Consider the following 18,505-nt stretch of genomic DNA (forward strand, 5'->3'; position numbering starts at 1 on the left):
CGGGTTAGACCATCGCCGCGCGCCGTGCAATCTCGAAAGGCTTGACGCCGCCCGCGCCCCTGCGTACCAACCCGCCCAGGCGGGCCTGTAGCTCAACTGGTTAGAGCAGAGCGCTCATAACGCTTTGGTTGGGGGTTCAAGTCCCTCCGGGCCTACCATTTACCGCTTATTTTCAGGGATCTGCATCCTTCAGCCCGAAACTCAGCCCGAAGCTGAGGATCGCATCCATGGATGATCCGTCGCCGGGAAACACCTGCATGAAGGCGTTGCCATAGCGCGCCCGGACTCCTGCCAGCGGAATCACGTCGCCCGCATGGACATCGAACCGGCTCCCGTCGCCCGGATAAAGCGCCAGGCCGCCGGTCAGCGCGATCTGTGCTACGCCGCGCTCATAGATCGGCATGCCGACCATCGCCGCCACCGCCCCTTTGCCATAGCTGTTGCGAAAGCCGCCCACGGTCCAATCGAACCGCTCCTGCTCCCATGTCAGGAACGCGCCCGGGTTGAACTCCTCATAGCTGGAGGGGGCGTTGACATGATGCGAGCCCAGCAGGATCGATACCCGGTCCTGCGCATTCGCGGGCAACCCTGCCCATAGCGCCGCCATCAACATGACGCCAGCCACGCGCGTTCTGCGAAATTTCATTTATGTTCCTGCCTCTGTTCGCTTTGCGGCAGATTAGATGCCTACGCAGCGCTGCGAAACCACCCTTGGCGAATTTGCGGCCCGGTGAGTCCCAAAGGCCGCAGCCGCACGCGCCAGGTTGCCCTTCACCTCGGCGGCGGATGGCACATGACGGCCTGCCCGGTCCCTGTCTGCATCTTGTTGCGCCCTGACAGCGCAGCGATCATTGCGGCCGTGCGCCGCGCGTGCGCCGGCCCGCCGGGCGGCAGATCGGGCGCGTCGCCTGCTGCAGATACCCCACAAAGGCCTGCGCCGCCGCACTGGACGGACATTGAGCCGCCCGCTCGCGCAGCGCGTCGCGGGCCGCCTGCGCCGTCGCGGGCCCGCTGCCTGCCAGCGCCCATTTTAGAAACACCAGCCGCGCGGCAACCTGCGCCGCCTCTCCGGTGGCGGCACTTTGCTCCAGCCCTTCGATGATTTGTCCCACGGTCATGTTCACTTCTCCCCGGCCCCGCCCCGGGCCGATTGGGGCAAGCAGCGGATCGGGCACGACATGGGCCGGGCATTGCGCACCGGAACAGGCCACCGCCCAAACCGCCCCTCGCGATTCGACGTCACGTCCCAGGCTGGTTTCCGGGCTTAGGCGGTGGACCTGTGGCAGACCCATGTGATCGTGGCACCTTCCCAGGCCGCGTCTGGCCCAGTGGCATATCGCCCGACCACCCTCCCTTACCGTTGCGGGGGCAGCGCCGGAATTGCACCGGCTTCCCAATTCTCCACCCCTCTGGGGCGGCACCTTGGAAATGTCAGAGTAACAGTGGCGCGAATTTGCACAAGGTTCGTTTGCGGCAAATCAATAGCGGTTTGTGACTTGCGCGAAGGCTACCTCCATTTGGCTTGACTCCCCGCTGCTACAACGTGCTGCGCGATTGCCAAACTGCGGTCCGGCGATCGCGCGGCGCATCATGCATTGATCGCCCTTCGCCTCAGAACGGAATGTCGTCGGCTGCCGAGATAAACCGCGCAACGACCTTCTTCGTGCCCGCCTTTTCAAAGTCGATCTCCAGCTTGTCGCCTTCTATGCCGATGATCGCGCCATAGCCGAATTTCTGGTGAAAGACCCGCTCGCCGACGCTGTGGCTGCTGACCGCCTTCATGTCGATCACGGTGTTGCGGGCCTCTGATGGCTGGGCGACGGGCCGCTGTCCGGCACGCGCCTGCAGGCGTTTCCAGCCCGGAGAATTGTAGACATTCGCCTCGGCCGCGCGGCTCTCGATGCCGCCGCCCTGACCGCCGCCACCTGTCATGCCCGCCGCGCCGTACCCGCCACCATACAGACCCGGCGGCGTCAGAATCTCGACATGCGCCTCGGGCAGCTCGTCAATGAACCGCGACGGCAACGCCGATTGCCACTGCCCGAACACCCGCCGGTTGCCCGCAAAGGAAATGGTGCAAACCTCTTCGGCGCGGGTGATTCCGACATAGGCCAGCCGCCGCTCTTCTTCCAAGCCTTTGGTGCCGCTTTCATCCATCGAGCGTTGCGATGGAAACAACCCATCCTCCCAGCCCGGCAGAAACACGGCGGGAAATTCCAGCCCCTTGGCGGCGTGCAGCGTCATGATGCTGACCTTCTCGCCCGCCTCGGAGGATTCGTTGTCCATGATCAGGCTGACATGCTCCAAAAACCCCTGCAGGTTCTCGAATTGCTCCAGCGCCTTGACCAGTTCCTTGAGGTTCTCCAGCCGCCCCGGCGCTTCGGGCGTCTTGTCGTTCTGCCACATGCCGGTATAGCCGCTCTCGTCGAGGATCATCTCGGCCAGTTCGACATGGCTGACATCCGCATCACCCGTCAGCCGCCCCCAGCGGGTCAGGCCGTCGATCAGCTTGCCCAACTCGGCGCCACCCTTGCCACCAAGCCCGCCCTGCTCCAGCAGGATGCGCGCGCCCTCGACCAGCGGCACACCGTTCTCTCGGGCGGTCATCTGTATCTTCTGCTGCGCCTTGTCGCCCAGCCCGCGTTTGGGCGTGTTGACGATCCGCTCGAATGCCAGATCATCACTGGGGCTGGTCACGACCCGAAAATAGGCCATCGCGTCGCGGATCTCCAACCGCTCGTAAAAGCGCGGGCCGCCGATCACCCGGTAGGGCAACCCGATGGTCATGAACCGATCTTCAAACGCGCGCATCTGGTGGCTGGCGCGCACCAGAATGGCCATCTCGTCCAATCCGATGGGGCGCATGCCCCGCGTCCCGCGCTGCATCGCCTCGATTTCCTCGCCGATCCAGCGCGCCTCTTCTTCGCCATCCCAATGGCCGATCAGGCGGACCTTCTCGCCGTCCTGCGCCTCGGTCCACAGCTCCTTGCCCAGACGCCCCGAGTTGCCCGCGATGACACCGCTTGCAGCGGCCAGGATATGCGGGGTCGAGCGATAATTCTGCTCCAGCCGCACCACGTGGGCGCCCGGAAAATCCTTCTCGAACCGCAGGATATTGCCCACTTCGGCACCACGCCAGCCATAGATCGACTGGTCATCATCGCCGACGCAGCAGATGTTCTTGTGCGCGCTCGCCAGCAGCCGCAGCCACAAATACTGCGCCACGTTGGTATCCTGATACTCGTCCACCAATATATAGCGGAACCAGCGCTGATACTGCGCCAGCACATCCTCATGGGTCTGAAAGATCGTGACCACATGCAACAGCAGATCGCCGAAATCCACGGCGTTCAGTTCCTTCAGTCGCGCCTGATAGAGCGCATAAAGCTGTGGCCCCTTGCCGTCATAGGCCCCGGCCTCTGCCGCGGGCAGGTTCGCGGGCGTCCATGCCCGGTTCTTCCAGTTGTCGATGATCCCCGCCAGCATCCGCGCCGGCCAACGCTTGTCGTCGATGCCCGCCGCCGAGATCAGCTGTTTCATCAGCCGGATCTGATCGTCAGTGTCCAGAATGGTGAAATTCGATTTCAGCCCTACCAGTTCGGCATGCCGCCGCAGCAGCTTGACGCAGATCGAATGAAACGTGCCCAGCCACGGCATGCCCTCGATGCTCTGGCCCAACATGTTGCCGACCCGGTTCTTCATCTCGCGCGCCGCCTTGTTGGTAAAGGTGACGGCAAGGATCTCGTTCGGACGGGCCCGCCCGGTTTTCAACAGGTGCACGATGCGCGCGGTCAGCGCCTTGGTCTTGCCCGTCCCTGCCCCGGCCAGCATCAAGACCGGGCCGTCCAGCGCCTCGACCGCCGCGCGCTGCGCCGGATTGAGGCCTTCCAGATAAGGCGTGCCCCGGGCGGCCATCGCCCTCGCCGCCAGCGATGCGCCTTCAAAGGCGTCGGATTCGTCATAACTGCTCATGGCGCGAACCCTAAACTGCCGGCCTCCTGAAATAAAGGGATGTTCGACCTATGTTCCTGACGTTTTTTCGCCTGCCAATTCCGGCCATTCTGCGGGCCTTTCACCGCGATATCGCGCGCCTCGCGTCGGCATCGCGGCACTTGGAAGTGCAACCCTATCCGGGCTTCCGTCGGGTTACCTTGGAAATTTCTGCGACAAACCGGCAGGCATCGCGACGGCGCTCGTGAAGATGTGCAAACACCTGATATCAATTACTATTTCCTTGGTTCCTCCCATCGCATCTGCGGCATCACTCCTGCCGGTTGCGGAAAATTTATCGAAGGCGTCGCGAATTTTTCGGGAACAAACCACCAGGGCGTGGGCGTTGGTCAAGCATCAACGAAACGAACTCAGAAACCCAAGGAGGAACTCTGATGAAACGCTTTGCAACATCTATCGCCGCACTGGCACTCGTGGCCACTCCGGTACTCGCAGACAACCAGACAACGACGCAGCTCGAGGATCCCAGCTCGGAAGTTGGCCAGGAAGGCCCGCTGAGCCCCGAAGCGGCGACCTACGGTGTCGCGACGCTGATCGGAAGCGACGTCTTCACCACCAATCAGGGCGCAGGCAACCTGTCGCTTGACGGCCTTGATCGGAACACTTTGGTCAAGATCGGCGATGTCGAAGACGTCTGGCTGACCAATGCCGGCTCAATCCAGGGCGTCGTGGTCGATCCGGCCGACGAAGGTGACACCAGCTACATGTTCTTCCCCGCCGAGAAGATCACCATCGTCGATGACGTGGACGGCCCGCGCTACATGATCGGCATGACCGCCGACGAAATGGCGGAAATCGAGCGGATCGAGAATCCCGGCCAGTTTGGTCAATAAGATCCGACGGTACTAGAACGAAGAAAGGGTCGGCCCCACCGCCGGCCCTTTTTTCGTGTTTGGCCATTCTACCCGAACGGCCCGCAGGCGCCGGATCACCCCGCCGCCTTGCCATCCACCGTTTCTGCCAACGCCTCGGCGCGGGCGGCAATCTCGGCCAGTGTGTCGGTGACCGCGGTGGGCACCACCGGCACTTCGATGCGCTCGGGCTCTGGCATGGGCGCGTTTCGCAGTTGCGCCAGCTCGGCCTCTTTCTCGGCCATCGCGTCTTCGGCCTCGCGCAGCTTGTCCTGCATGCCTGCGGTCTTGTCCGCCAGCATCAGCCCGGCCATCAGCAACATCCGCGTCTCGGGGATACGGCCGACCTGAGCGGTCAGCACAGAGGCTTCATCGTCCAGCATCTTGGCCGCGGCCTGCAGGTAATGTTCCTCGCCCTCCTGGCAGGAAACCTGAAAAGTTCGGCCGCCGATCTCGATATCAACATCGGGCATCATGTATCCTCCTTAGCCATCGGCTCGCCGGTCGCTTCGCCATCGTCTTCCGGGGCCGCGTCCTGCCCCCCGGCGCGCACGAGCCTGTCCAGTTCGGCCAGTACCAAATCCACTTCGCTCCGGTCCGAGGCACGCGCGGCGCGCAGTCCCTCCAACTCGGCCATCATCGCCTTGTTGATCAGATGCGGCTCCACGACGCCGGTGGTATTGGCCTCTCGCAGCGCGGCATTGTTCTCGCGCAGCTGCTGGTTGGCATGGCGCAGCGCCTGCAGGTCGTTATCCAACCGGCGCAGCGCCTCGGTATGGGCAGCCTCAGCTTCGGCATCGGCGCGCGCGGCGTCCTTGCTGGCGGCCTCAGTCTCTTCCAGCCGCTGCTTCAGCGCCTTCACCCGTTCTTCAAGCTGCGCATTGGCCAGCTTTTCATCTTCCAACTCGCGGCGCAGTTTCTCGGCTTCGGTGCTGTCGGCCTTTCCGCCATCCGCGCTCAGCGCATCCAGCCCCTTCCCGATACGATCCAGGGCAGCCATGATACGGCCCTGCACGGCGTCTATGTCGCTCATCTCCTCAAATCCTCACTTCATTTTCGGCACCGGCGAATCGCCTTTAAGGCCTCATTGCCGACAAGTCTAACCAAGGACAGAGAAAAATACTCCCCCCCGCGGGTCAACGCGCCCCGGGCGGCGATTCGCGCGCTTGATCTTTGGTCTTCAGGTGCTATTCAGCCCACAGATGTTGCCATTCAAAGGAAGCTGCCTCGTGGATATTGCCGCCCTGCGCACCACCCATCCCGATCACTGGTCCAAGGCGACCGCCATCCGCGCACTGACGCTGGATGCGGTGAACGCGGCCAATTCCGGCCACTCCGGCATGCCGATGGGCATGGCCGACGTGGCGACCGTCCTCTATCAAAAGCACCTGAAGTTCGACGCCTCCGCGCCCAACTGGCCCGATCGCGACCGCTTCATCCTGTCGGCCGGCCACGGCTCCATGCTGCTCTATTCGCTGCTGCACCTCACGGGCTACGCGGACATGACGCTCGAGCAGATCAAGAATTTCCGCCAGTGGGGCGCCATCACCGCGGGCCATCCCGAATACGGCCATGCTCCGGGGATCGAAACCACCACCGGCCCGCTGGGTCAGGGTATCTCTAACGCCGTCGGCTTTGCCATGGCCGAGGAAATGCTGCGCGCGCGCTACGGCGCCAACCTGATGGATCACCATACATATGTGATCGCCGGCGACGGCTGCCTGATGGAGGGTGTGAGCCAGGAGGCCATCACGCTGGCCGGGCGGCACAAGCTCGGCAAGCTGGTCGTGTTCTGGGACAACAACAACATCACCATCGACGGCACGGTCGAGCTGAGCGACCGCACCGACCAGGTGAAACGCTTCGAGGCTGCGGGCTGGGACGTGATCGAAATCGACGGGCACGACCCCGAAGCCATCGACGCCGCCATCACCCAGGCCAAGGCATCGCCCCTGCCCTCGATGATCGCCTGCAAGACGCATATCGCCCTCGGCCATGCCGCGCAGGACACCTCGAAGGGCCACGGCGCACTGACCGACGACGCGCAGAACGCCGCCGCCAAGGCCGCCTATGGCTGGACCACCGGCCCGTTCGAAGTGCCCGCCGAGATCAAATCGGCCTGGGAAGAGATCGGCAAACGTGGCGCGCCCGAGCGCGCGGCATGGGAGGCACGTCTGGCACAGGCCTCCGAACGCCGTCAGGCCGAATTCGCCCGCGTCTTTGCTCTTGATGTGCCGAAAACACTGTCGGCCCGCATCAAGGCACTGAAAAAGCAGATCAGCGCCGAAGCACCCAAGGTCGCCACCCGCAAATCCAGCGAGATGGTGCTTGAAGTGGTCAACCCGATCATGCCCGAGACCGTTGGCGGCTCTGCCGATCTGACCGGCTCGAACAACACCAAAACCGGCGATCAGGGTGTCTTTGACATCGACAACCGCAAGGGGCGTTACGTCTATTGGGGCATCCGCGAACATGGCATGGCGGCTGCGATGAACGGCATGGTCCTGCATGGCGGCATCCGCCCCTATGGCGGCACCTTCATGTGCTTCACCGACTACGCCCGCCCTGCCATGCGTCTGGCGGCATTGATGAAGGTCCCGACGGTCTTCGTCATGACCCATGACAGCATCGGTCTGGGCGAAGACGGCCCGACTCACCAGCCGGTAGAGCATCTGGCAATTTCGCGTGCGACGCCGAACACTTGGGTTTTCCGCCCCTGCGACACGGTGGAAACGGCAGAAGCATGGGAATTGGCGCTGACCAGCAAACAGACGCCTTCGGTTCTGTCGCTGACCCGTCAGGGCCTGCCGACCCTGCGGACCGAGCACAAGACAAAGAACATGACAGCCCAAGGCGCCTATGTTCTGGCGGAAGCCGAGGGCAAGCGTCGGGCCATCCTGATGGCCACCGGATCAGAGGTCGAAATCGCCATGAAGGCACGTGATCTGCTGCAGGCCGAAGGCATCGGCACACGCGTCGTATCCATGCCCTGCTGGGAGCTGTTCGAGGCCCAGGACGAGGCGGTACGCCGTCGCGTGCTGCCCGGTGGCCCCGTGCGCGTCGCTATCGAAGCCTCCGTGCGCCAAGGCTGGGACAAATGGCTCTGCGGTGAACGTGGCCGCGCGAACAAGGCCGATTTCGTCGGCATGGACAGCTTCGGCGCATCCGCACCAGCGGGCACGCTCTTTGAGAAATTCGGCATCACCGCAGAAGCGGCGGCCGAAAAGGTCAAGGCGCTGCTCTGAGCGAAATCCGGGAAGACCATTTTCGGATGGTCTTCCCGATACTCTCGCCAAGCCCCTGAAAGACACCTGTAGCACAAATATCTCCACAGTTGACTTACGCCATCGGCGTGGTCACTGATAAGGCGTGTCTTTGTGTAAAACTCGGGGTATCCGGTATGAGATATTCAATTAAATTTCCGCTCTCTGCATTGCTTGTCGCCGGTGTCGCCGCCTGCAGCACGCCGCGCGAGGATTGCATCGCGGGTGCAACTGCGGATTACCGGGCGCTTCAGTCCTCGATTTCCGAGGCCCAGATGAACATCGCCCGCGGCTATGCGGTGCACAGGCAATCGGTGCCCTATACCGTCCCCGATACCTGCTATCGCACTGATCCCTACACCAATGACATGATCCCCTATTCCTGCCCGAAAACCGCGTATCGAACGCAGGAAACGCCAGTGGCCATTGACGTGGCCCAGGAAAGAAAAAAGCTGTCCGGGTATCAGAAATTGCTGCCGAAATTCAAGGCGCAGGCGGAAGCGGGCACACGGCAATGTATCGCCCAGTACCCGGACGAGACATAAGGCGCCAAGGAGCTCCGACCGCTTGTTCCGGGCGCGCGCGCCCGGGTTTCAGACCACTGGGTTAAGCTTGCGCAACGCCTGCCACACAGGCGTTATCACCTTTGTCCCCACCGGGATCAGGATGGTCCCCAGCGCCAGCCCCAGCAGCCCGTCGATCCCGGCCACGATCAGCCACTCGGCAGAACTGGTGAATTGCCCGGCACCATGCGCCGCCGCTTCGGCCAGGTGGTGGATATAGGCATAGGGCTGCGGCCAACCCAGCTCTTTCAGACCATGCACGATGATGCTGCCCCCGACCCAGAGCATCGCCGCCGTGCCGATGATCATCAGCAGCTTCAGAACCTGCGGCATCGCCGTCACGATCCCCCGCCCCAACCTGCGTACCAGCCGCACCCGCCCTTCGGCCGCCATCAGCAGCCCCAGGTCGTCCGCTTTCACGATCAGCGCCACCGCACCGTAAACCGCAACGGTGATCATCACCGCAACCAGTGCCAGCGTTGCGGCCTCCATCCAGAATCCAAGATCCGGAATGGCCGCCAGCGCGATGGTCATGATCTCGGCCGACAGGATGAAGTCGGTCTTGATCGCCCCAGCCACCTTTTGCTCTTCCAGATGCGCCGGGTCCATCGGCGCGTGGCTACCATCCGGGCCGCCGTGATCATGCCCGAACCCCAGCACATGCGCGATCTTCTCGGCCCCCTCGAAACATAAATACGCCCCGCCCAGCATCAGCAACGGCGCGATTCCCCCAGGCGCGAACGCGCTGAGCGCCAGCCCCACGGGCAGCAGGAACACCAACTTGTTGATGATCGAGCCACGCGCGATGCGCCAGACGATGGGCAGCTCGCGGCTCGGCTCGAACCCCTGAACATATTTCGGCGTCACCGCCGCATCGTCGATCACCGCCCCCGCCGCCTTGGCGCCAGCCTTGGTCGCCTGCGCCACAACATCATCGACAGAGGCCGCTGCGACCTTGGCAATCGCCGCCACATCGTCCAGTAGCGCCAGTAATCCGCTCATGCTGACTCCCTCAAAGCCGTTTCAACGTCGCGGCGTTTCGCATCTGACCCCGTGCCAAGGATCAAACGCGGGAACGCTTTGGCCCGTTCCATAGACGTTACAGGCGATTGGCCTCCCGCCGCAATCAATCCGTTAGCGCAACCACCCAGACCGGCACGCGCTTTCCCGCCACAGTTATCGCTACCACACTGAAACCTCGTGCTTTTTGGCTTTCGGTGCGGTGCCCGCAAGACTATATGCCGGTCAACATCATCCGCGAGAGGAGAATTCACATGACCGTCAAAGTTGGCATCAACGGGTTTGGACGCATCGGCCGCGCCACCCTCGCGCATATCGCCCAGAGCGGACGCGACGATATCGAAGTGGTCAAGGTCAACGCCACCGGCCCGCTGGAAACCGCCGCGCATCTGATCAAGTACGACAGCGTGCATGGCCGTTTCGCCAACGAGATCACGCTCGGCGACGGTACCATGGACCTGGGCCGCGGCCCGATGCAGATGTACTCGACCTATGATCTGGACGAGTTGGACTGGGACGGCGTCGATGTCCTGCTGGAATGCACCGGCAAGTTCAACGACGGCACGAAGGCCAACAAGCATCTGGAGCGCGGCGCGGGCAAGGTCCTGCTGTCAGCACCGGGCAAGAACGTCGATCGCACCGTGGTCATGGGCGTCAACCACGAAGACCTGCAAGCCGGCGAACGGATGATCTCGAACGGCTCCTGCACCACCAACTGCCTCGCCCCGCTGGCCAAAGTGCTGCACGAAGGCATCGGCATCGAGAGCGGCATCATGACCACGATCCACGCCTATACCGGCGACCAGCCGACGCTGGACCGCCGTCACAAGGATCTCTACCGCGCCCGCGCCGCCGCCATGTCGATGATCCCCACCTCCACCGGGGCCGCCAAGGCGCTGGGTGAAGTGCTGCCCGCGCTCAAGGGCAAGCTGGACGGTTCGGCCATCCGCGTGCCCACCCCGAATGTTTCTGCCGTTGACCTGACCTTCATCGCGTCCCGCGACGTGACCGAGGCCGAAGTGAACGCGGTTGTCGAAGCGGCGGCCAATGGCGCGATGAAAGGCATCCTCGCCTATGACCCCGAGCCAAAAGTCAGCATCGACTTCAACCACACCGAGGAAAGCAGCATCTTCGCCCCGGCCCAGACCAAAGTGACCGGCGGGCGTCTGGTGCGGGTGCTGGCATGGTATGACAACGAATGGGGCTTTTCGTGCCGCATGGCGGACCTCGCCGCGCTGATGGGCCGTCTCGGCTGAACCATCCTGCCCGATCTTGCACGATGCGGCCCCGTCAGGCATACCCGGCGGGGCCGCAATCGTTTCGGGATGACGCAGATGACCAACAAGATCGCCATCGGCATCGGCCTTCTGATCGTGCTTGGGCTGTCGCTGGACTACGCTTTGCAGGATTGGAGCGGCACGGTTTTCCTGGGTCGGAAATTCGCAGATCTGATCGAATGGCTGGCCTTCTGGCGTTGACCCGCGGCACCGTCACCACGGTTCCGGTCAAACACGGCCAGGCACATACCCTGCCACTGCCGCGCGATCACTCGCCTCAGCTGTATCTTTCCAACAGGGCCTCGTTGACGGGCGCGGTGACGAAATTGCGCACGTCGCCACCCAGCCTCGCGATCTCCTTGACCAGTTTCGACGCGATCGCCTGATAATGCGCATCCGCCATCAGGAAAACCGTCTCGACCGATGCATCAAGCACACGGTTCATGCCGACCATCTGGTATTCATATTCGAAATCGGCAATGGCGCGCAGGCCGCGCACGATCACCTGCGCGTTCACGTCGCGGGCGCAATCGATCAGCAGATTGTCAAAGGGGTGCACGACGATCTCGGTGCCCGTCTCGCGGGCCAGCCGGTCAGCTTCCGCCTCGACCATGGCCACCCGCTCTTCGAGCGAAAACAGCGGCCCCTTGTCGCGGTTGATTGCCACCCCAATCACCAGCCGATCCACCAGCAGGCAAGCCCGGCGGATGATATCAATATGACCCAAAGTGATCGGGTCGAACGTGCCGGGATAAAGGCCAATGCGCATGAGGGTTGCCGCCTATCGTGAAAACTTCTTGGTTTCGCGGTCAGAAAGCAGAAACTTCCGCCTCATTGCAAGGGTTTTATAGCCGCCTCAGCGCGCTCAATGCCCCATGATCATGCCTTGCAGCGCGTCCTTTTCCATCGAAAGTTCGGTAAGTTTCGCTGAAACCACGTCGCCGATGGTCACGATTCCCACCAGCTTGCCATCTTCAACAACCGGCATGTGGCGGAAACGCCCGTCGGTCATCCGCGCCAGAATCGTGTCGGCGCTGTCATTTTTCGAGGCGCAGACCGGATTGCGCGTCATCATGTCGTCGATCTTCTCGGACAGGCACCCGGCGCCGCGCACCGCGAGCGAGCGCACGATGTCGCGCTCCGACAGGATCCCGTTCACCTCGACCCCATCGCGCGAGACGATGAGACCACCGATGCGCCGTTCCGCCAGGATACGCGCCGCATCCGAGACAAGCGTGCCGGGTTTGATCGTGACCACCGGGCTGTCGCCCTTGGCTTTCAGGATTTGTTGCACCAGCATTTTGTTTCTCCTGCGGTTTTTCTCGCCATCAGTTTCAGCGTCCATGATCGGGGGAAACCTGTCAAGGTAATGCGCTACCCGGCCAACCAGAGGCGCGGGCACTCCGGCCCTCTTGAATCAGGTCTGCCCTTCCAGCCGTGCCACCTCTTTCTTGATGCCCACCGCCAGCGCCTCGGCAAAGCGGTTCATCCGCTCCAACCGCCGGTCATCGGCGTGCCGAACAAGGTAGAAACTGCGCGTCAGACTGATTTCATCCTTCAGCACCTTTTCCAACCCCCGGCTGAACGGAATTGCGAAATCATGCATGAACCCGATCCCCGCCGCCTGCCGGATCCAGTTGAACTGAACCGAAAAGGAATTGCTGGCCAGATGCACCTTGTCCAGCCCGGCCTCGCTCAGGTAATCCAGCTCCTTGTCAAAGATCATGTCCTGAATGTAGCCGATAAAGCGGTGGTGCCGCAGATCGTCACGGCTGTGGATCGGGGCGGCATTCCTGAGGTATTTCCGGGACGCCACGAGGTGCAGCTTGTAATCCGAGATTTTCTGCACGCTCAGCCGCCCCGCGGTAGGCGCACTGACGGTGATCGCCATGTCCGCCTCGCGTTTCGACAGGTTGATGACCCGCGGCAGCGCCACGATCTGCACTTCCAGGTCCGGGTTCTGCTCGACAATCCCGGAACAGACCTGCGGCAGCAGGAAATTGGCCGACCCGTCTGGCGCGCCCAGCCTGATCTGCCCGCTCAACTGGCGGCCCCGCTCGCCCACATCCTCGAAGGCCATCAGCATTTCCTGCTCGGCGCGCACCGCATGGCTCATCAGGCGCTGCCCGCCATTGGTCAATGCATAGCCCTGAGGTGACTTGGCAAACAGCGCCACCTTCAGCGTCTCCTCCAGCCGCGCGATGCGCCGTCCGACAGTGGCCGGATCGACCTTCAGAACCCGGCCCGCAGCCGACAGGCTCTCATTCCTGGCGACAGCCAGGAAAACTTTCAGATCGTCCCATTGTGCGTCCATCTTTGCCCCCTTTGCATTTATGCAAATCCCCTTTGATAGATTGTCCCTTTCGTGCGGAAATTTGCAAGAGTAGGTTGCGCACAAACATGAACGGAGGATCACATGAAAGAACTGACCCATTACATCAACGGCGCCCATGTCAAAGGCACGTCGGGCCGCTTTTCTGATGTCTACAATCCCGCCACCGGCGAAGTGCAGGCCAAGTGCCCGCTGGCAAACGCCGAGGAACTGGAGGCCGCCGTACAGGCCGCACAGGCCGCACAGCCCAAATGGGCCGCCACCAACCCGCAACGCCGCGCACGGGTGATGATGAAATTCGTCGGCCTGCTGAACCGCGACATGGACAAGCTGGCCGAGGCGCTGAGCGCCGAACACGGCAAGACCTTCCCCGACGCCAAGGGCGACGTGCAGCGCGGCCTCGAAGTGGTTGAGTACTGCATCGGCGCGCCCGAACTGCTCAAGGGCGAATACACCGACGGCGCCGGCCCTGGCATCGACATGTATTCGATGCGCCAGCCGCTTGGCGTGACAGCGGGCATCACGCCCTTCAACTTCCCCGCCATGATCCCGATGTGGATGTTCGCGCCCGCCATTGCCTGTGGCAACGCCTTCATCCTCAAACCGTCCGAGCGCGATCCGTCCGTACCCCTGATGCTCGCCGAGCTGATGGAAGAAGCGGGCCTGCCCAAGGGCATCCTGCAAGTGGTCAACGGCGACAAGGAAGCGGTCGACGCGATCCTCTACCATGACGTGATCCAGTCGATCGGATTTGTCGGCTCCACACCGATTGCCGAATATATCTACGGCACGGGCTGTTCGCAGGGCAAACGCGTGCAATGCTTCGGCGGCGCGAAAAACCACATGATCATCATGCCCGACGCCGATCTCGATCAGGCTGCCGACGCGCTGATCGGCGCAGGCTACGGCGCTGCTGGCGAACGCTGCATGGCGATTTCCGTGGCCGTCCCGGTGGGCGAAGAAACCGCCGATAAGCTGATCGAAAAGCTGGTCCCGCGCATCGAAGCACTGAAGGTCGGCCCCTACACCTCGGGCGACGACGTTGATTACGGCCCCGTCGTGACCGCCGCTGCCAAAGCCAACATCGAACGGTTGGTGCAGTCGGGCATTGACGCGGGCGCAGAGCTTGTCGTTGACGGGCGCGGCTTCTCGCTTCAGGGCTACGAAGACGGGTTCTTCGTCGGGCCGCACCTTTTCGACCGGGTGACACCAGACATGGAAATCTACCAGAAAGAGATTTTCGGCCCCGTTCTCAGCACCGTGCGCGCAGCAAGCTACGAAGAGGCGCTGAAACTGGCGATGGACCACGAGATGGGCAACGGCACCGCGATCTTCACCCGTGACGGCGACGCCGCGCGCGATTTCGCATCGCGTGTCAACGTGGGCATGATCGGCATCAACGTGCCGATCCCTGTCCCGCTCGCCTATCACACCTTCGGCGGGTGGAAGAAATCGGTCTTCGGCGACCTCAACCAGCACGGGCCGGACGCGTTCAAGTTCTACACCCGCACGAAAACGGTCACTTCGCGCTGGCCGTCGGGCATCAAGGAAGGCGGCGAGTTCAACTTCAAGCCGATGGAGTGATCTCGAAAGAGACGCCGGAAATCAGGGGTCGCGGTTCATACCGCGGCCCTTTTTCGTTTCTTGGGCCACTGCCCTGTGGCCCGGACCAAACGCTGACAGGCTTGCCTCGACGGGCGCATGCATGCTCTTCTGGACCGCACAAACAGGAAGGTACATGCGATGGCCATGATCGAGCCCGCCTTTTCCATCGGAATCGAGGAAGAATACCTGTTGGTGGACCGCGACAGTCTGGCGCTGGCCGAGGCGCCCCAGTCGATGATGGACGCCTGCAGCGCCGAGTTGCAGGATCAGGTCAGCCCCGAATTTCTCAATTGCCAGATCGAGATCGGCACCAAGGTCTGCCGCGACGTGCACGAAGCGCGCGCCGACCTCAAACGCCTGCGCAGTTGCGTGTCGCGCGAGGCGGCTAAATTCAACCTCGCCCCCATCGCCGCATCCTGCCACCCGTTTTCCGACTGGCGCGACCAGAAACACACCGACAAACAGCGCTACAACACCCTGTCCAACGATCTGGCCGGCGTGGTGCAGCGCATGTTGATCTGCGGCATGCATGTGCATGTCGGAATCGAAGACCCCGACCGCCGCATCGATCTGATGAACCAGATGAGCTATTTCCTGCCGCATCTGTTGGCGCTCAGTTGCTCTTCACCGTTCTGGCAGGGGCAGGATACCGGTTTGGACAGCTACCGGTTGACCGTCTTTGACAACCTGCCCCGCACCGGCCTGCCGCCCCGCATGACCAGCTTTGGCGAATTCGAGCGCTCGGTGCAGATCCTCGTCGACATCGGCGTGATCGAGGACAGCTCCAAAATCTGGTGGGATCTGCGTCCCTCGTCAAAATTCCCGACCATCGAATCGCGCATCTGCGACGTACAGCCCCGGCTCGAAGACACGCTCTGCCTCGCTGCCATCACCCAGGCCTGGGCGCGCATGCTCTGGCGGCTGGCGATCAAGAACCAGCGCTGGCGCATCTACGATACCTTCCTGATCGCGGAAAACCGCTGGCGTGCGCAGCGCTACGGCGTGCGCGAGGGTCTGCTGGATTTCGGCCTTGGCGAAGTGGTGCCGATGACAACACTCATGGACGAGTTGATGGAGCTGACCGGAGAGGATCTGGCCTATTTCAACTCGCTCGACGAAGTGGCGCGCGCGCACAACATCGCCCAGAACGGTACCAGCGCCGACCGCCAGCGCCGCGTCTACAAGAACAAAATGGATCAGGGCGATGACAAGGACACCGCCCTGCGCGCCGTCGTGCAGCATCTCATCGACGAATTTCACGCCGACCTCTAACAGGTGGCCGCCCCCCCCCTGTCCGCCTTGCAATACTCCTGTTAGATTTGAAAAATAAACATACGTTCAATTCCATGCATCCGAGGACATAGTGATGGATTTCGCGCTCAGTGAAGAACAATCGGCGATTTTCGACATGGCCCACGCCTTTGGGCAAGACAATATCGCCCCCCATGCCCGCAAATGGGAGGCCGACGGCGACATCCCCAAGACGCTGTGGCCGCAGATTGCCGAACTGGGATTCGGCGGGCTCTACGTCTCGGAGGACAGCGGCGGCTCCGGCCTCACCCGGCTGGATGCGACGCTGGTGTTCGAAGCACTCAGCATGGCCTGCCCGTCGGTGGCGGCATTTCTCTCGATCCACAACATGTGCGCCAAGATGATCGACACCTACGCCAGCGCCGAGATGAAGGCGCGGGTGATGCCCGATATCCTCAGCATGAAATGCATCCTCAGCTATTGCCTGACCGAACCCGGATCGGGCAGCGACGCCGCCGCACTCAAGACCCGCGCCGAACGCTCAAACGAGGGTTACACCCTCAACGGCACGAAGGCGTTCATTTCCGGCGGCGGCTATTCCGACGCCTACGTGGTGATGGTCCGCACCGGCGAGGACGGGCCCAAGGGCATCTCGACTGTGCTGGTCAATGACGGCACAGAGGGCCTCAGCTTTGGCGGATTGGAGGACAAGATGGGTTGGCGCAGCCAGCCAACACGCCAGGTGCAGTTCGACAATTGCAATATTCCTGCGGAAAATCTGGTGGGTGAAGAAGGAAAAGGTTTCAAATATGCGATGTCCGGCCTTGATGGCGGCCGATTGAACATTTCCGCCTGCTCGCTGGGCGCGGCCCAGACCGCCATGAACCTGACCCGCGATTACATGGCCGATCGCAAGGCTTTCGGCAAATCCATCGACCAGTTTCAGGCGCTGCAATTCCGCCTCGCCGAGATGGAGATAGAACTCTCCGCCGCCCGCGTCTTCCTGCGTCAGGCCGCGTGGAAGCTCGACACCGGCGCCCCTGATGCCAGCAAGTATTGCGCCATGGCCAAGAAGTTCGTGACCGAGGCCGGATCGCGGATCGTCAACCAGTGTCTGCAACTGCATGGCGGCTACGGCTACCTTGCCGATTACGGGATCGAAAAACTGGTGCGCGACCTGCGGGTGCACGAAATCCTCGAAGGCACCAACGAGATCATGCGGCTGATCGTTGCCCGCCACATGCTGAACGAACGCTAGAGCACGGGAATGAACAACCATGCCTGATATCTATATCCGCGCCGAAGGCTGTGCCGGCCGCATCACGCTTGACCGCCCCAAAGCGCTGAATGCGCTGACCTATGACATGTGCCTCGCCATCGAGGCCGCGCTCGACGCCTGGGCAGATGACAGCACCGTGAAACTGATCCTGATTGACGCGGTCGGCGACAAGGCATTCTGTGCTGGCGGCGACATTCAGGAGCTTTACGCACGCGGCAAGGCCGGGGATTACGAATATGGTCAACGGTTTTGGGCGGATGAATACCGCCTGAACGCCCGAATTTTCGAGTATCCAAAACCGATCGTGTCGTTCCTTCAGGGCTTCACCATGGGCGGCGGCGTCGGCGTGGGCTGCCACGGCACCCACCGGATCGTCGATCACGACTCGGCCATCTCGATGCCCGAATGCAGCATCGGTCTGGTGCCTGATGTGGGCGGCTCCATGATGCTGGCGCTGGCACCGGGGCGGATGGGCGAATATCTGGGCCTGACCACCGCGCGGATGAAAGGCGCGGATGCGATCTATGCGGGCTTTGCAGATATGCTGATCCCCGCGGACCAGTGGGATCGGCTAAAGACAGAGCTCGTTGCCGACGGAGATGTCGAGATCCTTGCACGAAATGCCGTCAACAACCCGGAAACCACCCTGCCCGTTCTGCAGGATGCGGTGGACCGGCATTTTGGCGGCGAGACGCTGGGCGATATCCTGCGCTCCCTGCAGGCCGCAGGCCCCGACGACGCGGATTTTGCCGCGAGCGCGCTCAAGGCAATCGGCCGCAACTCGCCCCTGTCGATGGCCTGCACCGTCGAGATGATGCACCGGCTGCGCGGCGAAACGCTCACCATCCGCAAGGCGCTCGATCTGGAATATCGCTTTACCTATCGCGCGTTGGAGCACAGCGATTTCGTCGAGGGTATTCGCGCCGCGATCATCGACAAGGACCGCAACCCGAACTGGCAGCACGAACTGGACGCGCTGCCCGCCGTCGCCGTCAGCAACATGCTGATGCCCCTCGGGGCGAACAAACTCTCGTTTGAAAAGAAAGGCTAAGC

General features: G+C 62.3%; 18 protein-coding genes, 1 tRNA gene and 1 riboswitch. Of the genes, 10 read left to right on the plus strand and 9 right to left on the minus strand.

The window, feature by feature from the left end:
- The first annotated feature begins 81 nt into the window (after positions 1-81).
- Positions 82-158: transfer RNA gene (locus O3306_RS09820), tRNA-Ile, on the plus strand.
- Between the two features lie 14 nt (positions 159-172).
- Here the strand turns inward: O3306_RS09820 and O3306_RS09825 are convergent.
- From O3306_RS09825 to O3306_RS09835, 3 genes are all read right to left on the minus strand, one after another.
- Positions 173-646 carry a hypothetical protein gene (locus O3306_RS09825; protein ID WP_272006358.1) on the minus strand — a complete coding sequence of 158 codons (474 nt, stop codon included), beginning with the start codon at positions 644-646 and terminating at the stop codon, positions 173-175.
- A gap of 202 nt (positions 647-848) precedes the next feature.
- Positions 849-1,118: a hypothetical protein gene (locus tag O3306_RS09830; protein WP_272006361.1), complete on the minus strand. Its 270-nt coding sequence runs from the start codon at positions 1,116-1,118 to the stop codon at positions 849-851.
- Between the two features lie 114 nt (positions 1,119-1,232).
- Positions 1,233-1,440, minus strand: a riboswitch (cobalamin riboswitch).
- A gap of 171 nt (positions 1,441-1,611) precedes the next feature.
- On the minus strand, positions 1,612-3,972 hold the full coding sequence (locus tag O3306_RS09835; protein WP_272006364.1) for an ATP-dependent helicase: 2,361 nt from the start codon (positions 3,970-3,972) through the stop codon (positions 1,612-1,614).
- 413 nt (positions 3,973-4,385) lie between these two features.
- Here O3306_RS09835 and O3306_RS09840 point away from each other — a divergent pair, with 413 nt between their 5' ends.
- A complete protein-coding gene (locus O3306_RS09840; protein ID WP_272006367.1) occupies positions 4,386-4,844 on the plus strand; it encodes a hypothetical protein in 459 nt (152 codons plus the stop codon).
- 95 nt (positions 4,845-4,939) lie between these two features.
- On the opposite strand, the gene O3306_RS09845 is transcribed toward O3306_RS09840, so the two are convergent.
- Positions 4,940-5,335 (minus strand): cell division protein ZapA, encoded by a 396-nt coding sequence (locus O3306_RS09845; RefSeq protein WP_272006369.1) that lies wholly within the window; start codon positions 5,333-5,335, stop codon positions 4,940-4,942.
- Positions 5,335-5,895 carry a hypothetical protein gene (locus O3306_RS09850; RefSeq protein ID WP_272006372.1) on the minus strand — a complete coding sequence of 187 codons (561 nt, stop codon included), beginning with the start codon at positions 5,893-5,895 and terminating at the stop codon, positions 5,335-5,337. The genes O3306_RS09845 and O3306_RS09850 overlap by 1 nt, the downstream gene beginning before the upstream one ends.
- Before the next feature lie 196 nt (positions 5,896-6,091).
- Here O3306_RS09850 and tkt point away from each other — a divergent pair, with 196 nt between their 5' ends.
- Positions 6,092-8,107 carry a transketolase gene (gene tkt / locus O3306_RS09855; protein ID WP_272006374.1) on the plus strand — a complete coding sequence of 672 codons (2,016 nt, stop codon included), beginning with the start codon at positions 6,092-6,094 and terminating at the stop codon, positions 8,105-8,107.
- Positions 8,108-8,196: 89 nt separating this feature from the next.
- Positions 8,197-8,670, plus strand: a complete 474-nt coding sequence (locus O3306_RS09860) for a hypothetical protein (RefSeq protein ID WP_272006376.1) — start codon at positions 8,197-8,199, stop codon at positions 8,668-8,670.
- Between the two features lie 48 nt (positions 8,671-8,718).
- Here O3306_RS09860 and O3306_RS09865 read toward each other — a convergent pair whose 3' ends face one another.
- Complete coding sequence (locus tag O3306_RS09865) at positions 8,719-9,690, minus strand: DUF808 domain-containing protein (protein WP_272006379.1); 972 nt, start codon at positions 9,688-9,690, stop codon at positions 8,719-8,721.
- A 272-nt stretch (positions 9,691-9,962) separates the two neighbouring features.
- On the opposite strand from O3306_RS09865, the gene gap reads away from it, so the two are divergent.
- Entirely contained in the window at positions 9,963-10,964 is a 1,002-nt protein-coding gene (gene gap / locus O3306_RS09870) for a type I glyceraldehyde-3-phosphate dehydrogenase (protein ID WP_272006384.1), read from the plus strand.
- A gap of 78 nt (positions 10,965-11,042) precedes the next feature.
- On the plus strand, positions 11,043-11,186 hold the full coding sequence (locus O3306_RS09875) for a glyceraldehyde-3-phosphate dehydrogenase (RefSeq protein WP_272006387.1): 144 nt from the start codon (positions 11,043-11,045) through the stop codon (positions 11,184-11,186).
- A 76-nt stretch (positions 11,187-11,262) separates the two neighbouring features.
- Here O3306_RS09875 and coaD read toward each other — a convergent pair whose 3' ends face one another.
- From coaD to O3306_RS09890, 3 genes are all read right to left on the minus strand, one after another.
- Positions 11,263-11,754, minus strand: coding sequence for a pantetheine-phosphate adenylyltransferase (coaD, locus tag O3306_RS09880; protein ID WP_272006390.1), 492 nt, complete (start codon positions 11,752-11,754; stop codon positions 11,263-11,265).
- 96 nt (positions 11,755-11,850) lie between these two features.
- Complete coding sequence (locus O3306_RS09885) at positions 11,851-12,285, minus strand: CBS domain-containing protein (protein WP_272006394.1); 435 nt, start codon at positions 12,283-12,285, stop codon at positions 11,851-11,853.
- 117 nt (positions 12,286-12,402) lie between these two features.
- Complete coding sequence (locus O3306_RS09890; protein ID WP_272006397.1) at positions 12,403-13,299, minus strand: LysR family transcriptional regulator; 897 nt, start codon at positions 13,297-13,299, stop codon at positions 12,403-12,405.
- Between the two features lie 102 nt (positions 13,300-13,401).
- On the opposite strand from O3306_RS09890, the gene O3306_RS09895 reads away from it, so the two are divergent.
- From O3306_RS09895 to O3306_RS09910, 4 genes are all read left to right on the plus strand, one after another.
- Positions 13,402-14,901 (plus strand): CoA-acylating methylmalonate-semialdehyde dehydrogenase, encoded by a 1,500-nt coding sequence (locus O3306_RS09895; RefSeq protein WP_272006400.1) that lies wholly within the window; start codon positions 13,402-13,404, stop codon positions 14,899-14,901.
- A gap of 165 nt (positions 14,902-15,066) precedes the next feature.
- A complete protein-coding gene (locus O3306_RS09900) occupies positions 15,067-16,194 on the plus strand; it encodes a carboxylate-amine ligase (protein WP_272006592.1) in 1,128 nt (375 codons plus the stop codon).
- Positions 16,195-16,288: 94 nt separating this feature from the next.
- Positions 16,289-17,431: an acyl-CoA dehydrogenase family protein gene (locus O3306_RS09905; protein ID WP_272006403.1), complete on the plus strand. Its 1,143-nt coding sequence runs from the start codon at positions 16,289-16,291 to the stop codon at positions 17,429-17,431.
- Positions 17,432-17,450: 19 nt separating this feature from the next.
- Complete coding sequence (locus O3306_RS09910) at positions 17,451-18,503, plus strand: enoyl-CoA hydratase/isomerase family protein (RefSeq protein WP_272006406.1); 1,053 nt, start codon at positions 17,451-17,453, stop codon at positions 18,501-18,503.
- The last annotated feature ends 2 nt before the right edge of the window (positions 18,504-18,505 follow it).

It is taken from the genome of Roseovarius sp. ZX-A-9 (genome assembly GCF_028369135.1).
Taxonomy (GTDB): Bacteria; Pseudomonadota; Alphaproteobacteria; order Rhodobacterales; family Rhodobacteraceae; genus Roseovarius.

Coding starts and splice junctions, on each gene's coding strand:
- O3306_RS09825 (WP_272006358.1), bottom strand. CDS start 646: ATGAAATTTCGCAGAACGCGCGTGGCTGGCGTCATGTTGATGGCGGCG.
- O3306_RS09830 (WP_272006361.1), bottom strand. CDS start 1,118: ATGACCGTGGGACAAATCATCGAAGGGCTGGAGCAAAGTGCCGCCACC.
- O3306_RS09835 (WP_272006364.1), bottom strand. CDS start 3,972: ATGAGCAGTTATGACGAATCCGACGCCTTTGAAGGCGCATCGCTGGCG.
- O3306_RS09840 (WP_272006367.1), top strand. CDS start 4,386: ATGAAACGCTTTGCAACATCTATCGCCGCACTGGCACTCGTGGCCACT.
- O3306_RS09845 (WP_272006369.1), bottom strand. CDS start 5,335: ATGCCCGATGTTGATATCGAGATCGGCGGCCGAACTTTTCAGGTTTCC.
- O3306_RS09850 (WP_272006372.1), bottom strand. CDS start 5,895: ATGAGCGACATAGACGCCGTGCAGGGCCGTATCATGGCTGCCCTGGAT.
- O3306_RS09865 (WP_272006379.1), bottom strand. CDS start 9,690: ATGAGCGGATTACTGGCGCTACTGGACGATGTGGCGGCGATTGCCAAG.
- gap (WP_272006384.1), top strand. CDS start 9,963: ATGACCGTCAAAGTTGGCATCAACGGGTTTGGACGCATCGGCCGCGCC.
- O3306_RS09875 (WP_272006387.1), top strand. CDS start 11,043: ATGACCAACAAGATCGCCATCGGCATCGGCCTTCTGATCGTGCTTGGG.
- coaD (WP_272006390.1), bottom strand. CDS start 11,754: ATGCGCATTGGCCTTTATCCCGGCACGTTCGACCCGATCACTTTGGGT.
- O3306_RS09885 (WP_272006394.1), bottom strand. CDS start 12,285: ATGCTGGTGCAACAAATCCTGAAAGCCAAGGGCGACAGCCCGGTGGTC.
- O3306_RS09890 (WP_272006397.1), bottom strand. CDS start 13,299: ATGGACGCACAATGGGACGATCTGAAAGTTTTCCTGGCTGTCGCCAGG.
- O3306_RS09895 (WP_272006400.1), top strand. CDS start 13,402: ATGAAAGAACTGACCCATTACATCAACGGCGCCCATGTCAAAGGCACG.
- O3306_RS09900 (WP_272006592.1), top strand. CDS start 15,067: ATGATCGAGCCCGCCTTTTCCATCGGAATCGAGGAAGAATACCTGTTG.
- O3306_RS09905 (WP_272006403.1), top strand. CDS start 16,289: ATGGATTTCGCGCTCAGTGAAGAACAATCGGCGATTTTCGACATGGCC.
- O3306_RS09910 (WP_272006406.1), top strand. CDS start 17,451: ATGCCTGATATCTATATCCGCGCCGAAGGCTGTGCCGGCCGCATCACG.